The 16,947-nt window shown below is 50.0% G+C and carries 13 protein-coding genes and 1 pseudogene; 6 read left to right on the forward strand and 8 right to left on the reverse strand.

Going from position 1 to position 16,947, the window contains the following annotated elements:
- Positions 1–94 precede the first annotated feature (94 nt).
- Positions 95–610, reverse strand: coding sequence for a methylated-DNA--[protein]-cysteine S-methyltransferase (gene ogt, locus HV352_RS10965; RefSeq protein ID WP_103928244.1), 516 nt, complete (start codon positions 608–610; stop codon positions 95–97).
- Between the two features lie 213 nt (positions 611–823).
- Between ogt and smrA the strand changes: the two genes are divergently transcribed.
- Positions 824–1,387 (forward strand): DNA endonuclease SmrA, encoded by a 564-nt coding sequence (gene smrA, locus HV352_RS10970; RefSeq protein WP_016153202.1) that lies wholly within the window; start codon positions 824–826, stop codon positions 1,385–1,387.
- A gap of 12 nt (positions 1,388–1,399) precedes the next feature.
- On the opposite strand, the gene HV352_RS10975 is transcribed toward smrA, so the two are convergent.
- Both HV352_RS10975 and HV352_RS10980 read right to left on the reverse strand, forming a co-directional pair.
- Complete coding sequence (locus tag HV352_RS10975; protein WP_181635418.1) at positions 1,400–2,632, reverse strand: sensor domain-containing diguanylate cyclase; 1,233 nt, start codon at positions 2,630–2,632, stop codon at positions 1,400–1,402.
- Between the two features lie 67 nt (positions 2,633–2,699).
- Positions 2,700–4,814, reverse strand: a pseudogene (locus tag HV352_RS10980) (EAL domain-containing protein).
- 410 nt (positions 4,815–5,224) lie between these two features.
- Here HV352_RS10980 and HV352_RS10985 point away from each other — a divergent pair.
- The 4 genes from HV352_RS10985 to dbpA all read left to right on the forward strand — a co-directional run bounded on the left by HV352_RS10985 (position 5,225) and on the right by dbpA (position 9,319).
- Positions 5,225–6,334 (forward strand): methyl-accepting chemotaxis protein, encoded by a 1,110-nt coding sequence (locus tag HV352_RS10985; RefSeq protein ID WP_046274554.1) that lies wholly within the window; start codon positions 5,225–5,227, stop codon positions 6,332–6,334.
- Between the two features lie 156 nt (positions 6,335–6,490).
- Positions 6,491–7,474 carry a zinc transporter ZntB gene (gene zntB, locus HV352_RS10990; RefSeq protein WP_016153198.1) on the forward strand — a complete coding sequence of 328 codons (984 nt, stop codon included), beginning with the start codon at positions 6,491–6,493 and terminating at the stop codon, positions 7,472–7,474.
- 275 nt (positions 7,475–7,749) lie between these two features.
- On the forward strand, positions 7,750–7,917 hold the full coding sequence (locus tag HV352_RS10995) for a hypothetical protein (RefSeq protein ID WP_016153197.1): 168 nt from the start codon (positions 7,750–7,752) through the stop codon (positions 7,915–7,917).
- Positions 7,918–7,945: 28 nt separating this feature from the next.
- Positions 7,946–9,319 (forward strand): ATP-dependent RNA helicase DbpA, encoded by a 1,374-nt coding sequence (gene dbpA, locus HV352_RS11000; RefSeq protein WP_181635419.1) that lies wholly within the window; start codon positions 7,946–7,948, stop codon positions 9,317–9,319.
- A 49-nt stretch (positions 9,320–9,368) separates the two neighbouring features.
- Here dbpA and ttcA read toward each other — a convergent pair whose 3' ends face one another.
- The 5 genes from ttcA to nifJ all read right to left on the reverse strand — a co-directional run bounded on the left by ttcA (position 9,369) and on the right by nifJ (position 16,401).
- The gene (gene ttcA, locus HV352_RS11005) at positions 9,369–10,304 is read right to left on the reverse strand and encodes a tRNA 2-thiocytidine(32) synthetase TtcA (protein ID WP_016156617.1); all 936 of its coding nucleotides are present in this window, start codon (positions 10,302–10,304) and stop codon (positions 9,369–9,371) included.
- A 198-nt stretch (positions 10,305–10,502) separates the two neighbouring features.
- Positions 10,503–10,937 (reverse strand): universal stress protein UspF, encoded by a 435-nt coding sequence (gene uspF / locus HV352_RS11010; protein WP_016153190.1) that lies wholly within the window; start codon positions 10,935–10,937, stop codon positions 10,503–10,505.
- Positions 10,938–11,018: 81 nt separating this feature from the next.
- Complete coding sequence (locus HV352_RS11015; RefSeq protein ID WP_016153189.1) at positions 11,019–11,231, reverse strand: KTSC domain-containing protein; 213 nt, start codon at positions 11,229–11,231, stop codon at positions 11,019–11,021.
- 145 nt (positions 11,232–11,376) lie between these two features.
- Positions 11,377–12,510, reverse strand: a complete 1,134-nt coding sequence (gene ompC, locus HV352_RS11020; RefSeq protein ID WP_016156616.1) for a porin OmpC — start codon at positions 12,508–12,510, stop codon at positions 11,377–11,379.
- Positions 12,511–12,876: 366 nt separating this feature from the next.
- Complete coding sequence (nifJ, locus tag HV352_RS11025; RefSeq protein WP_181635420.1) at positions 12,877–16,401, reverse strand: pyruvate:ferredoxin (flavodoxin) oxidoreductase; 3,525 nt, start codon at positions 16,399–16,401, stop codon at positions 12,877–12,879.
- 274 nt (positions 16,402–16,675) lie between these two features.
- On the opposite strand from nifJ, the gene HV352_RS11030 reads away from it, so the two are divergent.
- Entirely contained in the window at positions 16,676–16,942 is a 267-nt protein-coding gene (locus HV352_RS11030) for a DUF333 domain-containing protein (RefSeq protein WP_003020360.1), read from the forward strand.
- Positions 16,943–16,947 lie beyond the last annotated feature (5 nt).

A 16,947-nucleotide genomic window follows, 5' to 3' on the forward strand; every position in this document is an offset into this window, starting at 1 on the left:
CGGAATGAATGTTTGTAACTCTTTGATTAACCGCATTAAATTTGTGGTCACATTATGCGAAAGTGTGACGAATAAGGCATTAATTGCCTGGAATCTAGAGTAGCAAATAACCTTCGTGACGCAATAACCACTCTTTTCGCTGCACGCCGCCAGCATATCCAGTCATGGTGCCGTTACGCCCAATGACGCGATGGCAGGGGACCACAATGCTTACCGGGTTGGCGCCATTGGCCGCACCGACGGCTCTTGCTGCACCGGGGCGCCCTAACTGTTCGGCCAGTTGACCATAGTGCATGACTTGCCCACACGGGATAGTGCGTAATACTTGCCAGACTTCACGCTGGAAAGGCGTGCCAGCCGTTGCCGTTTCCAGCGTGTCAATAATGCTGAGATTCCCGGCAAAATACTCCGACAGTTTATCGCTTAATCCGCCAGGGTTTTTGGCTGTAATACGCTGATAACCTTCTGTGCGGTAATGAATATCCAGCAATTGTTCCATGCGATCGCGGTGCTGATCCCATTCCACCGCGCGCAGGCGAAATTGCTCATCACAAATAACCCACAGCGGGCCCAGCGGCGTGTCGATGGTGTCTTCCAGTAAGTTCAGCATCCGTTTCTCTCATTACAGCGTTCAGGCGAGGTTACACATTATCACGGCAGCAACAGTTGCAGCTATACCCCTAAAAACGGATATCTGTATGTCGTGAGTAGATCTTTTCAGCGGAGCGAGCCAGGTGAATTATTGGAAATAATCGTAAACCGTTGTCGGTATAATAGTGCGCGGTTATGATAATGCTCGTCGTAATTCGCTGGAGGAAGAAACATGAATCTTGATGATGCTTCGCTGTTTCTGGATGCTATGGGGGATGTCCAACCACTGAAGGGCTGCGCCGATGTACACTGGCAGCCAACGCGTAATATCCGCACTCCGGCGCGTATCGATACGCTTCAACTGGATAACTTTCTCACGACGGGGTTTCTCGATATTATCCCGTTGAACGAGCCGCTTGAGTTTCGTCGCGAAGGTTTACAGCACGGCGTGACTGACAAACTGCGAACCGGAAAATATCCGCAGCAGGCGAGCCTTAATCTCATCCGCCAGCCCGTAGAAACATGCCGCCAGATGCTATTCAGTTTTATTCTGCAGGCACAGCAAGATGGATTACGTAATGTGCTGGTGATACACGGTAAGGGGCGTGACGATAACGCTCATGCCAATATTGTTCGCAGCTATGTGGCGCGCTGGCTGACAGAATTTGATGACGTCCAGGCCTACTGCGCCGCTTTGCCGCATCACGGCGGCAGCGGGGCATGCTATGTGGCATTACGTAAAACCGCGCAGGCAAAACAGGAAAACTGGGAGCGTCACGCTAAGCGCAGCCGTTGAGCCACGTATTCATCAGGCGGCCAATACTCTGTTCCTGCCTTCGTGCTTGGCTTTGTACAACGCGTCGTCCACGCGTTTGAATAATTCATCAATACTTTCGTTCGTTTCGTGCCGCGCAACGCCAATGCTGACGGTAAAGCGGGGAAGACCAGGGAGAGTAACCTTAGCTACCGTCGCGCGGATCACTTCTGCAAGATTGAGGGCGGCATCCAGCGAGGTTCGCGGCAGCAGCAGCACAAATTCTTCACCACCCCAGCGAAAAATAAGATCGTCTTTTCGTGCACAGGATTCCAGTGTGCGGGCCAGAGCACAAAGCACTTCATCGCCTTTTAAATGACCGAAGAGATCGTTAATGCTTTTAAAACGATCGATGTCGATCAACAACAGACTGTAGTCCTGCGTCAATGATACCGCATGCGTCTGCTCCGGCTCGGTTACCTGATAAAAATGTCGGCGATTAAGTAATCCCGTTAAGGGGTCACGCAGAGCGGCATGCCCAAGCTCCTGTTCCAGCCGTTTTTGTTCGGTAATATCATGAATAATGCACAACATGAGTTTATTACCGTAAATTTCAATCGGTCCGGCGTAGGTTTGCACATGACGTGAGGTGCCGTCTGCCAGTTTATGGACAAAGTGCAAAGGCTTATGGCCGCCGGGCAGATGGGCGATTTCATGCATCACCGGCAATATATGGCGGCCCAGCATGTTGATCTCCCAGGTATGTTTCTGGCACATCACATCAAGGTTGTAACCATAAAAATTCAGGGCACTGAGGTTTGCATCAACGATCAGGCCATCGCGGGACGGATCAATCAGTAACATTGGCGCGGAGTTGGTCTGGAAAAAACGCGCATAAAAGCCCTGTTTTTTTCGTTGATAAGTTGCTGAACGGCTGGCTTTCAGACCTTGCGCAGTAGGCGTTTCAATGCCTTCGAAAAGGATAACATCCCCCACGCCCGGCAGAGATTTAATGGACAGGCGGCTAGCCAACGCGATTTCCTCACCATCGCGGTAAACCGTGAGGATCTCAACAACGTGATGATGATTGCTCAAGTCACTGAGATACATGGTTAAATCATTTTGAGAATGCGTTGAGAATATGCCCTTGCGCAGTGGGGAAAAACAGAGATCCTGCATTAGCTCACGTGCAACGATATTAGCGAACACCAGTTCTTCAGTTTGTGGCGAAACAATCCACACCGGAAAGGTTAACAAATCCAGTGAATGCAGCTCGGTTGTGCTCATCGATAATCCCGTTATCTTTATCTGCTGTGTTGCCCGTTTAATGGCGAATATTTTAGATATTACAGTCTCACAAAGTTATTGATTGTCGGTGAGACAAGGGTTGTACGACTGGCTTTTGTTTGATGCTGTTTTCTGGTTGTATCAGTTCATGAATCTTATGCGCTGGCAGCGGTTTTGCAAACAGGAAACCTTGCAGCATGCTACATCCCATCTGGGTAAGAAGTAATTCCTGCTCCTGGGTTTCTATTCCTTCAGCCACCACGCGCATATTCATGGAGTGAGCTATGTCAATAATGGTAGACACAATTTTTGTATTTTTACTGTTCTCGCTAATATCTTTGACAAATATCCTGTCGATTTTTAATTCCCGTGCCGGAAGTGACTTCAACATCAGTATATTTGAATAACCAGTGCCGAAATCATCAATAGAAACGGTGATCCCCAAAGCAGAGAAAGCATTCAGGATTTCAATACTGCGTTTTAAATTTTTAAGTGCAGTGCTCTCCGTGAGCTCCAGCGTGAGACAGGCAGGTGAAAGTTGGTATTGCGCCAGGGCGTTGCAAACAACATCAATAATATCATGCTGTTCAAACTGGGCGGGGGAGAGGTTAACGGCGAGCGTCCATTCTGTATTCCCTTGTAATGTCCACTGATGCAACTGCAAACATGCCTGTTGGATAACCCATTTGCCGACGGGAATAATCAGGCCCGTTTCTTCCAGCGCAGGCAGAAATTCAGCCGGTAGCAGCATGCCGCGCTCCGGATGATGCCAGCGTAATAATGCTTCAAAACCAGTCAGGGAATGATCTCCGGCGGTATATTTAGGCTGATACCATAGCTCAAACTGGTTGCGTTCAAGCGCTTGTGAAAGTTCCTGTAGAAATGTCGGCGGCGTATCAGCGATAGCTTCCATCTGGGGACTATAAATAGCCCAGCCGTTTCTGCCCGCCTGTTTGACATGATACATCGCCATATCGGCCTTCACTTTTAGCTCATGCAGTGTCGAGCCATGTTCGGGATAAATACTGCTCCCCGCACTTAACGAAACCCGAATGGTATGACCGAATAAGGTAAAGGGGTCACCGATCGCATCTGAAATTTGCGCAAGCAAGGCGGAGATAGCCTGCGGGTTGCAGTCTGGAACCAGCAGGATAAATTAATCTCCCCCCAGTCTTGCCAGCGTCATTGAGTCATCAAGGCAACTGTAGATACGCTGTGTACTGGCAATCAGCAGTTGATCACCGATGTGATGCCCCCAGGTATCGTTAACGACTTTAAAACGATCGAGGTCGATAAATACCAACGCGAAATGCTGTTGATGCAATTTGGAATGCCGCAGGCAGGCCTGTAAGCGGGTATCTATTTGCGTTCGATTAGCAAGTCCCGTCAGCGCGTCGAAGTGGACCTGATGTTCAAGCTGGCAGTTCAACTGATGCAGGTTGTCAGCCAGTCGGGAAGTGCGCAGTTGTGAATCCACCATTGAGACGACCAGCATGATACCCAAAATAATCAGCGTGACGGCGCAGACCCAGACAGAGAGTTCCAGCGTACTGAGCCCATCGTGCGCAGTGTGTCCAAAATGGGTGAACGTTGCCGCTCCCATACCGGTGTAATGCATAGAAGCAATTGCCAGCGCCATAATAAGGGCAGCAATAAGTCGGTTAATCAGCACGCGACGGGTGTTTTGGCGTAAATGGAAGGCCAGCCATAAACCTACGCCAGACGCAACGACGGCAATAATTACAGAGAGCAATATCAGCGAGCGATCCCATGAGATGGCCACATGTTCGATAATGGCATACATGCCAACGTAGTGCATCGTGACAACGCCGGCACTCAATATGCTGGTGGCAATGACCAGTCGTTTTGTTGATAACGTATTACCGGAAATAGCGATATTGATGGCGAGGGTTGCAGAAATGAGCGCAATAAAGAACGAAAACGCGGTGAGTGATAGGTGATAATTGATCGGCATAGTCATTTTCATGGCCAGCATACCGATAAAATGCATCGACCAGATCCCCATACCCAGCGTAGCGCCGCCAGATAGCCGCCAGAAGGTAGATTCACGTTTGCTGGAGATTGCTACCTTACCCGCACTGTCGAGGGCAATAAAGGAGGCAATAAACGCGACAACAAAGGAAATCCCAATCAATACAGGGTCCCACGACACGTGCAACATCTTACTACCTATCGAAAAAAAGCCGTGATGATAAATCTAGCAGGTTTTGTCCAGTTAACCTGATAAAACCAGGAATGTTCTTGTGTTTTTACAATGAGTATTAGAGCGAAGAGCAAGATATTGAAAATGATAAGCCATTACTTATATAACCATTCATAAAAATTATGTTTCTGTGTGTTTTATGCTCGTCACGTGCTCGCCATCACAATAATCTGATGGTGGGGAACATTACCGCCATTGGCGGGATAAAGTGCTGAACTATTATGAATGGATAGTGTAATTTATTGACTTAAGTAAAAGGTCTGCTGGCTCTCATTGAAAGTTCAGCTTTCGTCACAGAGCAATGGAAATCTGTATTGCAGATGCTATAAAAATAACATCCACGTTATTTCTTGGTGCACAGGGTTAAAATGTTAAATGATATTAGCGTCAGAACCTTTATTGTTTTATTTCTGCTCATTACAGCGGTTGCGCTCAATGTTGTTGAAATGATTTTTTCGGCTACCCCAGAAATTATTATTGGCACTAATGCGGTAAGCATTATTTCTATATTATGTTTGTGGTGGTACATGACGAAATATCTGGTCATGCCGATTAATACGGTTAAAAGAAGCATTGAAGAAGTAACATCCGGGAATCTGGCAATCAGTATTCCCGAATTTGGTAATAACTGTGCGGGTAGACTAATTCCTGGCATCAATAGCTTATCAAGTAATATTTCAGCACTCGTTAATGAGATCAGAACATCCTCGCAAACGGCGATGACGCTTTCTGAACAGCTGGCGGAACGCAGCGCTGAGCTTTCAGTGAAAACAGAACAGCAATCCGGAGCATTAATGCAGACGGCTGCCAACATGGATGAAATAGCGGTTAATACGCGGAATAATGCTGATAACACGCAAATAGCCAGCGCCCAGGCAACAATTGCCACGCAATGCGCCCGTCAGGGTGGCGAATTAATGGTGCAGGTTGCGACAAATATGCGTTCAATCACCGAATGCGCACAGCAAATGACAGAAATTATTACGCTGATAGATGGTATTGCATTCCAGACCAATATTCTGGCATTGAATGCTGCTGTGGAAGCTGCAAGGGCCGGTGAACATGGCAAAGGGTTTTCCGTGGTGGCCGGTGAGGTAAGAATGCTTGCACACCGTAGTGCAGATGCTGCTAAGAATATTAAGCAACTGATTGCCCAAACCCATCAAAATGTTCAGCAAGGCGCTGCTATTGTGCGTGAAGCTGAAAAAAACATGCATGATATTGTCGGGGGGGCCGGGCAATTAAACCAACTGATGGGCGAGATATTAACCACTACGCAGGAGCAGGAGAAAGGAATTATCAGAATTACCCACGCTCTGGCCGAACTGGAGAACGTCACCCAAAGTAATGCCATTATGGTTGATGAGCTTTCTGACTCCTCAGGTATCCTGAAAAATCAGGTGATTGACCTTCAATCGCGAACGCATAAATTTCGCTTAAGTCATGCGCTTGAATCAGAGAGACGCCAGCGGGCCTGAGACGGGCATCTCGTAACCAGCGCCGCATTCGTCGGCGCTTTTCTTATTATCAGATACTTTTTATGAATCATTTCAGCACAATGGGACAATGAGATATTGCTTAACATATTCTGACAGCTAGACTAACGAAAAAAGCTGAATGTTTGTGGAGGCGCTGTGGAAGCCATTAAGGGAACGGATGTTAATGTGCCGGATGCCGTGTTTGCCTGGCTGTTGGATGGCCGTGGTGGGGTGAAGCCACTGGAAGATAACGATGTTATCGACAGTCAACATCCCTGCTGGCTGCATCTTAATTATACCCATCCTGAAAGCGCGCAATGGCTGGCGACAACGCCTTTACTTCCCAATAACGTGCGTGATGCGCTGGCGGGTGAAAGCACGCGCCCACGCGTAAGTCGGGTAGGGGAAGGTACGTTGATTACGCTGCGCTGTATTAACGGCAGCACCGACGAGCGACCTGACCAACTGGTTGCGATGCGCTTATATATGGATGAACGTCTGATTGTCTCAACGCGTCAGCGTAAAGTATTGGCGCTGGATGATGTGGTCAGCGATCTCCAGGAAGGCACGGGAGCGGCTGATTGTGGTAGTTGGCTGGTGGATGTTTGCGATGCACTAACCGATCATGCCAGTGAGTTTATCGAACAACTGCACGATAAGATTATCGATCTGGAAGATAACCTGCTCGATCAGCAAATTCCGCCGCGTGGTTTCCTGGCATTGCTGCGTAAGCAGTTAATTGTGATGCGCCGCTATATGGCGCCTCAACGCGATGTCTATTCCCGGCTGGCGAGCGAACGTTTTTCCTGGATGACCGACGACCATCGGCGGCGGATGCAGGATATCGCTGACAGGCTAGGGAGAGGGCTGGATGAAATAGATGCCTGTATTGCCAGGACCGGTATTATGGCGGATGAAATTGCGCAGGTTATGCAGGAGTCTCTGGCTCGCCGAACGTATACAATGTCATTGATGGCAATGGTTTTTCTTCCCAGCACATTTTTAACCGGGCTGTTTGGCGTTAACCTCGGCGGTATCCCTGGCGGTGGCTGGCAGTTTGGCTTCTCACTTTTTTGTATTCTGTTAGTGGTCCTGATTGGTGGTGTTACTTTATGGTTGCATCGTAGTAAATGGTTGTAACAACAACGTTTTTTAGTGACTTTTGCGCATGAAAACGTCCTGGTTTTTGAGCGAAGTCAATAAACCATCTACCTATTCGGGGCAATATCTCTCTCGCAGGTGAATGCAACGTCAAGCGATGGGCGTTGCGCTCCATATTGTCTTACTTCCTTTTTTGAATTACTGCATAGCACAATTGATTCGTACGACGCCGACTTAGATTAGTCGGCTTTTTTTTGCCTGCAGGAAATCAGCGTCTACCCTAAAAGAGCCAACCTGAATAACTGGAGGGGTATATGAACTGTCTGATTGCAACGCCGCACACTGATTCGCTACCGACCGACCCGGTTCCCATTCCCGATCCCATACCTCGTCCGCAGCCAATGCCGGATCCCCCACCGGATGAAGAGCCGATTAAATTGTCGCATCGCGGGCGCAGATCTGCGAGGATACGCGCCTGCTGATTGTGAGTTTTTACCGCGAGATTAAATTGTGACCGCTTTTTCAACCCTGAATGTTTTACCTGCTGCCCAACTCGAGAATCTTAACGAGCTGGGTTATCTTGAAATGACGCCTGTTCAGGCTGCTGCGTTACCGGCAATTCTGGCGGGGAAAGATGTTCGCGTGCAGGCTAAAACCGGCAGTGGCAAAACGGCGGCTTTTGGTCTTGGATTATTACAGCATGTTGATGTCGCGCTGTTTCAGACGCAGTCCCTGGTGCTGTGCCCAACGCGCGAGCTTGCTGACCAGGTGGCGGGTGAGCTGCGTCGCTTAGCGCGCTTTCTGCCTAACACCAAGATCTTAACGTTGTGCGGTGGGCAGCCCTTTGGCGCACAGCGTGACTCCCTGCAGCATGCGCCACATATTATTGTCGCAACGCCGGGGCGTTTACTCGACCATCTGCAAAAAGGCACTGTTTCTCTGGATGCCCTGAATACGCTGGTGATGGATGAAGCCGATCGCATGCTGGATATGGGCTTTAGCGATGCGATTGATGATGTCATTCGCTTTGCGCCGGCTTCGCGTCAGACCTTACTGTTTTCTGCGACCTGGCCGGAAGCCATTGCCGCCATTAGTGGCCGGGTGCAACAAAATCCATTAACGATCGAAATTGATACCGTTAACGCGCTGCCGGCGATTGAGCAGCAGTTTTTCGAAACTTCCAGCCACGGCAAAATTCCGCTGCTGCAAAAATTGCTCAGTCAGCATCAACCTGCATCATGCGTAGTTTTTTGTAATACCAAAAAAGATTGTCAGGCCGTGTGTGACGCACTGAATGCGGCGGGGCAAAGCGCGCTCTCACTGCATGGCGATCTTGAGCAGCGCGATCGCGATCAGACGCTGGTGCGTTTTGCCAACGGCAGCGCGCGCGTTCTGGTTGCTACCGATGTGGCCGCGCGTGGTCTGGATATTAAATCACTTGAGCTGGTGGTTAACTTCGAACTGGCGTGGGATCCGGAAGTCCACGTCCATCGTATCGGACGTACCGCGCGTGCCGGCAACAGTGGTCTGGCGATTAGCTTCTGTGCACCGGAAGAAGCGCAGCGAGCCAATATTCTTTCTGAAATGCTGCAACTGAAGCTGAACTGGCTGCCAGCCCCAGCTAACGGCCCAATCCTGCCGCTGGAAGCTGAGATGGCGACGTTATGCATTGATGGCGGTAAAAAGGCTAAAATGCGTCCCGGCGATGTTCTCGGCGCGCTGACCGGTGATATTGGTCTGGAAGGCGCCGATATCGGCAAAATTGCCGTTCATCCGGCGCATGTCTATGTCGCTGTTCGCCAGACTGTAGCGCATAAGGCATGGAAGCAATTGCAAAACGGTAAGATAAAAGGCAAGACTTGCCGGGTTCGGTTATTGAAATAACCACTCGTCGGAGCGCCTGATGGCGCTCCGCTTATCCGGAACTATCGACTTACTTCACTTCCACGACGTTCAGGCGCAGCTCATCCAGTTGAGCATCGTCTTCTTCTGGCTGCCAGCCCGCAGGCTGCAACGGGATCTCTTCACGATCGAACGCTAAATCACCGCCGTCCACAACCTCTGAACCGTGCCTGATGCCTTTAAAATCGAACAGATTGATATCGCTCAGATGTGAAGGTACAACGTTCTGCATTGCGCTGAACATGGTTTCAATACGCCCTGGATAGCGTTTGTCCCAGTCGCGCAGCATATCGGCAATGACCTGACGCTGCAGGTTAGGCTGTGAGCCGCACAGATTACATGGAATAATCGGGAAACCTTTCGCTTCGGAGAAACGCTCGATATCTTTCTCACGGCAGTAAGCCAGCGGACGGATAACGATATGTTTACCGTCATCGCTCATCAGTTTCGGCGGCATACCTTTCATCTTCCCGCCGTAGAACATGTTTAAAAACAGTGTTTGCAGGATGTCGTCGCGATGGTGGCCGAGCGCAATCTTGGTGGCGCCTAACTCAGTTGCCGTGCGGTACAGAATGCCGCGACGCAGGCGAGAGCAGAGCGAGCAGGTCGTTTTGCCTTCAGGGATTTTATCTTTGACAATCCCGTAGGTGTTTTCTTCGACAATTTTATACTCCACGCCCAGTTGCTCCAGATACTCCGGCAGAATGTGCTCCGGGAAGCCAGGTTGTTTCTGATCGAGGTTAACCGCAACTAAGGAAAAACTGATCGGGGCGCTTTGCTGCAAATTACGCAGGATCTCCAGCATGGTATAGCTGTCTTTCCCCCCGGAAAGGCACACCATAATACGATCGCCGTCTTCGATCATATTGAAGTCGGCAATGGCTTCGCCCACGTTACGGCGCAGACGTTTTTGCAATTTGTTCAGGTTGTATTGTTCTTTCTTGCTAATATCTTGATTTTGCGACATTTAATAGAGGCTCAATTCATAGTGTGGCATCAGAAGAGTATGCATCACGCCGGATAGTCCGGCAAAAGAAGTCTGATATAAAAACTGTGGCGTGTATGGTACGGATAAGCGGGAAAAATGTCAGCACATTTAGGACAGGAATCGTGGGGTATAAGAGGTAGAAACAAAAAGCCCGCAGCGATGTGCGGGCCAGACAGCTTAGCGGACTACCAGTACCGAACACTCCGCATGACGCACCACGGCTGCGGCGTTAGACCCCAGCAGGTAGGTGGTGATGTCAGGTCGATGTGAGGCAATAATGACCATATCAGCCGGTAATTTTTTGGCCATCTCCAGAATCTTATCTTTTGGCGCACCTTCTGTGACATGAACGTGCACTCTGTCCGTTGGGATATTGAACTTCTTGATAATCTCTTCCAGTTGAGATTTTGCTTCGGCTTTCAGATCTTCCATGGCCGGTAACTCTGCCGAGTAGGCCAATCCCAGGGAAGCATAATAGGGCAGTGACGGAATTACGGTCAAAAAATGAACCTGTGCATCGTCAATTTTTGCCTCTGCTTCAACATGGGCAATAACACGTTGAGTTAATTCTGAGTCTGAAATATCGATGGGTACAAGAATCGTTCTGTTCATAAAACCTCCTGTTTAAGTATCCACCCAAAGCTTACCGCGTAATGGCACTTTATGTACAATGACAAAGATCACATTTTGGCATCACTTTATTTTTATTTCAGGAAACTTTCCTTTTATTACTCCATCGTAAAATCGACCTTTAGAAACGACGCTCAGGAAATCACGAAAAATACGAGCAGGGACATGCTGATATTGCAGAGTAGACAACTGGTGAAAGCGAATTTCTAGCGTGCGGGAGGATTCGTCATAGCCGACGGATGCAATACGGGATGATTTTACAGGATGATGATTCATTGCAGGTATCCTCTACTACAGGTCTTAATGCAAGATATCATCTATCAGAGATGTGTTTTAGCGCAACAGATATAATGTTTTGATCTGGATAAAACAGAATTGTTAGAACATAAAGAGAGCCCGCTGTTGCCAGCGGGCTGACGGATTAGAACTGGTAAACCATACCCAGTGCTACTACGTCATCGGTAGAGATGTCGTTTTGGCTGTAGAAGTTTTTATCTTCATCCAGCAGGTTGATTTTGTAATCAACGTAGGTGGAGAAGTTTTTGTTGAAGTAGTAAGTAGCGCCAACGGATGCGTATTTCACCAGATCCTGGTCGCCATCAGATCCGTTTACACCCAGATCCTTACCTTTAGACATCAGGAAAGAAACTTCCGGACGCAGACCGAAGTCGAACTGGTATTGCGCAGTCACTTCAAAGTTCTGAGTTTTGTTGGCAATCGTATTATCACTACCGTTTGAGCCACCATAAGGGGTCATGTTGCGGGTTTCGGAGTACATGGTTGCCAGGTAGATGTTGTTCGCGTCGTATTTCAGACCGACTGTCCACGCGTCAGCTTTATCACCGCCCGCGGTAGAATCGTTAACCTGCTCGTTAGTACGGTCAGAAGAGGTGTATGCTGCACCGAAGCTTACACCCATACCCAAATCGTAGGTCGAGGAGATACCGAAGCCGTCACCGTTGGAGTTCTTCATGTTACGATCGTCGCCACCGTTATTGGTGCCTTCCTGCTCTGGTGACTGATTTTCGTTCGCGCCCTGGTACTGCAACGCCACGTTCAGACCGTCAACCAGACCAAAGAAGTCGGTATTACGGTAGGTCGCCACGCCGTTCGCACGACCGGTCATGAAGTTGTCTGCTTTGGTGTAAGAGTCGCCACCGAATTCCGGCAGCATATCGGTCCAGCCTTCAACGTCGTACATTACGCCGTAGTTACGGCCGTAGTCGAATGAGCCGTAGTCGCCGACTTTAATACCTGCGAATGCCAGACGAGTCCAGGAGTCGCCTTTATCACCTTCGGTGCCGTTAGCCTGAACCTGATATTCCCACTGGCCGTAACCGGTGATCATATCGTTAACCTGAGTTTCGCCTTTGAAGCCCATACGCATATAAGTCTGATCGCCATCACTGTTAGCGTCATCAGAGAAATAATGCAGGCCGTCTACTTTGCCATAGAGATCTAATTTGTTGCCGTCTTTATTATAAACTTCAGCCGCGTGAGCAGCGCCTGCAGCCAGCAGGGCAGGAATTACGAGAGCCAGTACTTTTCTGTTCATTGAAATAATCCTTTAGTTTTTTTATTAACCTGTGACTACCCATGTAGGGAGTAAAAGCATGCTAAAGGAGAAGTTCCGTAAAGGGATAAATATGAATTGTTACGCCTTAAGTAAAACCTTAAAGAAATAATTCTACGGAAATGATGATAATTGTGGTGAATGTATGGATTGTAAATATATAAAATAAAAATTATACAAGTGAAGTGTGTTGGGCTATTCTGCGCCTGTTATATGCCTTTATTGTCACGTTTTATTTTTCGTTGACGTATTGATAGCTATTATTAATTAGCCAGCGAATAAATTGACAAGCCCGAACAACTGTTCGGGCTTTTTTTTGGGTTCCAGGTTAATACTGAGATAAACGCATTACTCGATACCGCTCTTTTCCGCTTTTCCTGCCAACTGCGCAAGGAAGTCGTAGCGTTTTTGCAGATCGGCTGCGGCGTCTTTCCAGAGCTGTTCTGCGACTTCTGGCTGTTGGGCATTCAGGCGACGGAAGCGCTGCTCGTTAAGCAATGTTTCGGCCAGGGCGTCAGACGGTGGGCGAGAGTCCAGCGCCAGCGGCAGCTTACCTTCATCTGCTCGACGTGGATCAAAGCGGTACAGCGGCCAGAACCCGGTTGCCGTGAGCTGACGCATCTGATCATGGCTTAGTGCGAGATCGTAACCATGCTCTTCACATGGGCTATAGGCGATAATCAGCGACGGACCTGGATAGGCCTCCGCTTCCTGGATAGCTTTCACCGTCTGGTTCAACTGCGCGCCCAGAGATATTTGTGCAACATACACGTGCCCGTACATCATCATACTGACGCCAAGATCTTTGCGAGCTTTGCGCTTGCCATGCTCACCAAATTTAGTGACGGCCCCGAGCGGCGTAGCTTTCGACGCTTGTCCGCCTGTATTGGAGTAACACTGGGTATCCAGAACCAGAATATTGACGTTCTCGGTCAGGCTCAGGACGTGATCCAGGCCACCAAAACCAATATCGTAAGCCCAGCCATCACCGCCAATCAGCCAGATAGATTTCTCGACCAGCGCATCGGCATCGGTTAACAACTGCTGTGCGCCGTCGACATCTTTCAGGTGCTGGCGCAGTGCTGCAACTTGCTCACGGCGCACCTCTGGCGTAGCTTCAGCGTGCAGGGCGTCATTCAGTTCAGCCGGAATGTTATCAGCAAACTGTTCCACTAAACGCATGACGCGTACACGGTGCTGATCCACCGTCAGACGGAAGCCCAGCCCAAACTCGGCGTTATCCTCAAACAGGGAGTTTGCCCACGCAGGCCCGCGACCATTGGCGTCGGTGGTATAAGGCGTTGAGGGCAGGTTACCACCATAAATTGATGAACAGCCGGTCGCATTGGCGATCAGCATGCGGTCGCCGTACAACTGCGTAAGCAATTTGATATACGGCGTTTCACCACAGCCAGAGCAGGCCCCAGAGTACTCAAACAGCGGTGTTATCAACTGCGAGGTACGAATATCAATGCGTTCCAGTTTAGTGCGATCGATTTCCGGCAGATTGAGGAAGTAGTCATAGTTAACTTTTTCTTCTTCCACGTGCTCAAGGCGCGACATCATATTGATGGCCTTGATCTCCGGGGTCTGGCGATCTTTCGCCGGGCATACTTCGACGCACAGATTACACCCGGTGCAATCCTCTGGCGCAACCTGCAGGACATATTTCTGACCGCGCATATCGCGTGATTTCACGTCCAGAGAATGCAGGCTGGCAGGGGCATTTTCCATCGCTTCTGGTGAAACCACTTTGGCGCGGATAGCCGAGTGCGGGCAGGCGGCTACGCAGTGGTTGCACTGGGTACACAGCTCTTCTTTCCAGATGGGGATCTCTTCAGCGATATTGCGTTTTTCCCAACGCGTGGTGCCCATCGGCCAGGTGCCGTCTGGCGGCAGCGCTGAAACGGGGAGGGCATCGCCCAGACCGGCGAGCATCGCCGCGGTGACGGTTTTCACGAAATCAGGTGCGGCATCAGAAACCACCGGTGGGCGATTAGCGCTATGTGAGTCAACTGGCTGAAGCGCCACTTCGGCGACGGATTCACGCGCCAGGGCCAGCGCCTGCCAGTTACGTTCAACCAGATCCTGCCCTTTACTGCTATAGCTTTTCGCAATCGCACCCTGCAATTCAGCCAGAGCGCTGTCGCCTGGTAAGATTTGCGTCAGATGGAAGAACGCCATCTGCATAACGGTGTTAATACGTGCAGCCAGACCGCACTCGCGGGCGATTTTGGCCGCATTAATCACGTAGAAACGCGCTTTCTTCTGATTCAGAACAGCCTGAACTTCCTGCGGCAGACGTGTCCAGACTTCATCCACACTGTACGGGGTATTAAGCAGGAATATACCGCCAGGTTTCAGGCGCTCAGCCATCTGATACTTATCGATAAATTGCAACTGGTGACAACCAACAAAATCGGCTTGCGACACCAGATACGCTGAGCGAATAGGTTGTTCACTAACGCGCAGGTGAGAAACCGTCAGACCGCCTGCTTTTTTCGAGTCATAGACGAAATAACCCTGCGCATACCACGGCGTAGAGTTACCGATAATCTTGATGTTGTTTTTGGTGGCCGACACGCTACCGTCACTGCCCAGCCCGTAAAACAGTGCCTCGAGCTTCGCGGTACCGGGCAGGGTGTTTTCCGGTAACGGTAGCGACAGGTTGGTGACATCATCATAGATACCGACCGTAAAGCGAGATTTCGGCTTCACGCTATTCAGCTCATTAAAGACCGCCATGACGCAGTCCGGGCCAAACTCTTTAGAAGAAAGTCCATAACGCCCGCCAATCACGCGCGGCAGCGTTTCTCGTTCGCCGCAGTTAAAGGCTTCCGCCAGCGCGGTCATTACATCCAGATACAACGGTTCAGCTTGCGCGCCGGGCTCTTTGGTGCGATCCAGGACGGCGATGCTCCGTACCGTTTCCGGCAGGGCGCGCAGTAAATGTCTGGCAGAGAATGGGCGGAACAGACGCACTTTCAGAACGCCTACTTTCTCGCCGCGTGCCAGCAGCTCTTCGACGACTTCTTCACTGGTTCCAATCGCCGAGCCCATCAAAATAATGACGCGTTCTGCCTGCGGGTGACCGTAGTATTCAAATGGCTGGTACTGACGGCCCGTCGCAGCAGCGAAATCGTTCATCGCCTGTTCTACGTGATCGTAAACCGCGTTGTACCACGGGTTTGTTGCTTCGCGTGACTGGAAGTAGGTGTCCGGGTTCGCAGACGTACCGCGAATAACCGGATGCTCCGGGTTGAGCGCGCGCGCGCGGTGAGCATCAATTTCTGCCTGTGGCATCAGCCCGAGGATTGTGTCATCGGCCAGCGGCACTATTTTATTAATTTCATGCGATGTGCGAAAACCATCAAAGAAATGAATAAACGGGACCCGGCTTTTCAGGGTGGCCATTTGCGAAATTAGCGCAAAGTCCTGAGCTTCCTGAACGCTGCTGGCGCATAGCATTGCGCATCCCGTCTGGCGCACCGCCATCACGTCGGAATGATCGCCAAAGATGGATAATGCGTGAGTGGCAATCGTACGCGCCGCAACGTGCAGCACAAACGGAGTCAACTGACCGGCCAGTTTGTACAGCGTCGGGATCATTAGCAACAGGCCCTGCGATGAAGTAAACGACGTAGAGAGCGCACCGGTCTGCAACGCGCCGTGAACGGTCGCTATCGCACCGCCTTCCGACTGCATTTCTACGACACGAGGGGTATCCCCCCACACGTTTTTAAGCCCGTTCCCGGCCCAGGCATCCGCCTGTTCAGCCATCGTCGAACTGGGCGTAATCGGGTAGATGGCGATAACCTCGCTGGTACGAAATGCGACCGAAGCAACCGCACCATTACCGTCAATTGTGATCATACTGACACCCTTACATTGCGCAAAAAAAGGGACACGCGTAACAGCGGCGAATCCTGTAGTTATCCTTTTAGTTTAGCAAAAGCGCTAAAGACAGATTTTCGCTTTTGTGTCCCTCGAATAAACAGAATGAATGGTTTGATCAAAGGAGCAGCCAAAAAATTGCCAGAAAATGTAAACAGTGCGCATAAATGCGCATATTGCCTCTCGACGGCGGTGTTTCCGCTGCCTATTATTTATGGCTGTGTCGTTTGGTTAATATTCAGAGGGGAGTAAGATGCGCGCAGCGTTTTGGGTAGGGTGTGCCGCGTTATTATTATCGGCTTGTAGTAGTGAACCTGTTCAGCAGGCAACCGCCGCGCATGTCGCACCGGGGATGAAGGCCGCAATGTCCAGTTCTGGAGAAGCTAATTGCGCCATGATTGGTGGTTCGCTCTCCGTTGCCCGTCAGCTTGATGGTTCAGCTATCGGAATGTGTGCGTTACCCAACGGCAAACGCTGTAGTGAGCAGTCGCTTGCCGCCGGAAGCTGTGGCAACTATTAAGCCAC

The sequence above is a fragment of the Citrobacter sp. RHBSTW-01044 genome (assembly GCF_013781945.1).
GTDB classification, from domain to species: Bacteria; Pseudomonadota; Gammaproteobacteria; order Enterobacterales; family Enterobacteriaceae; genus Citrobacter; species Citrobacter braakii.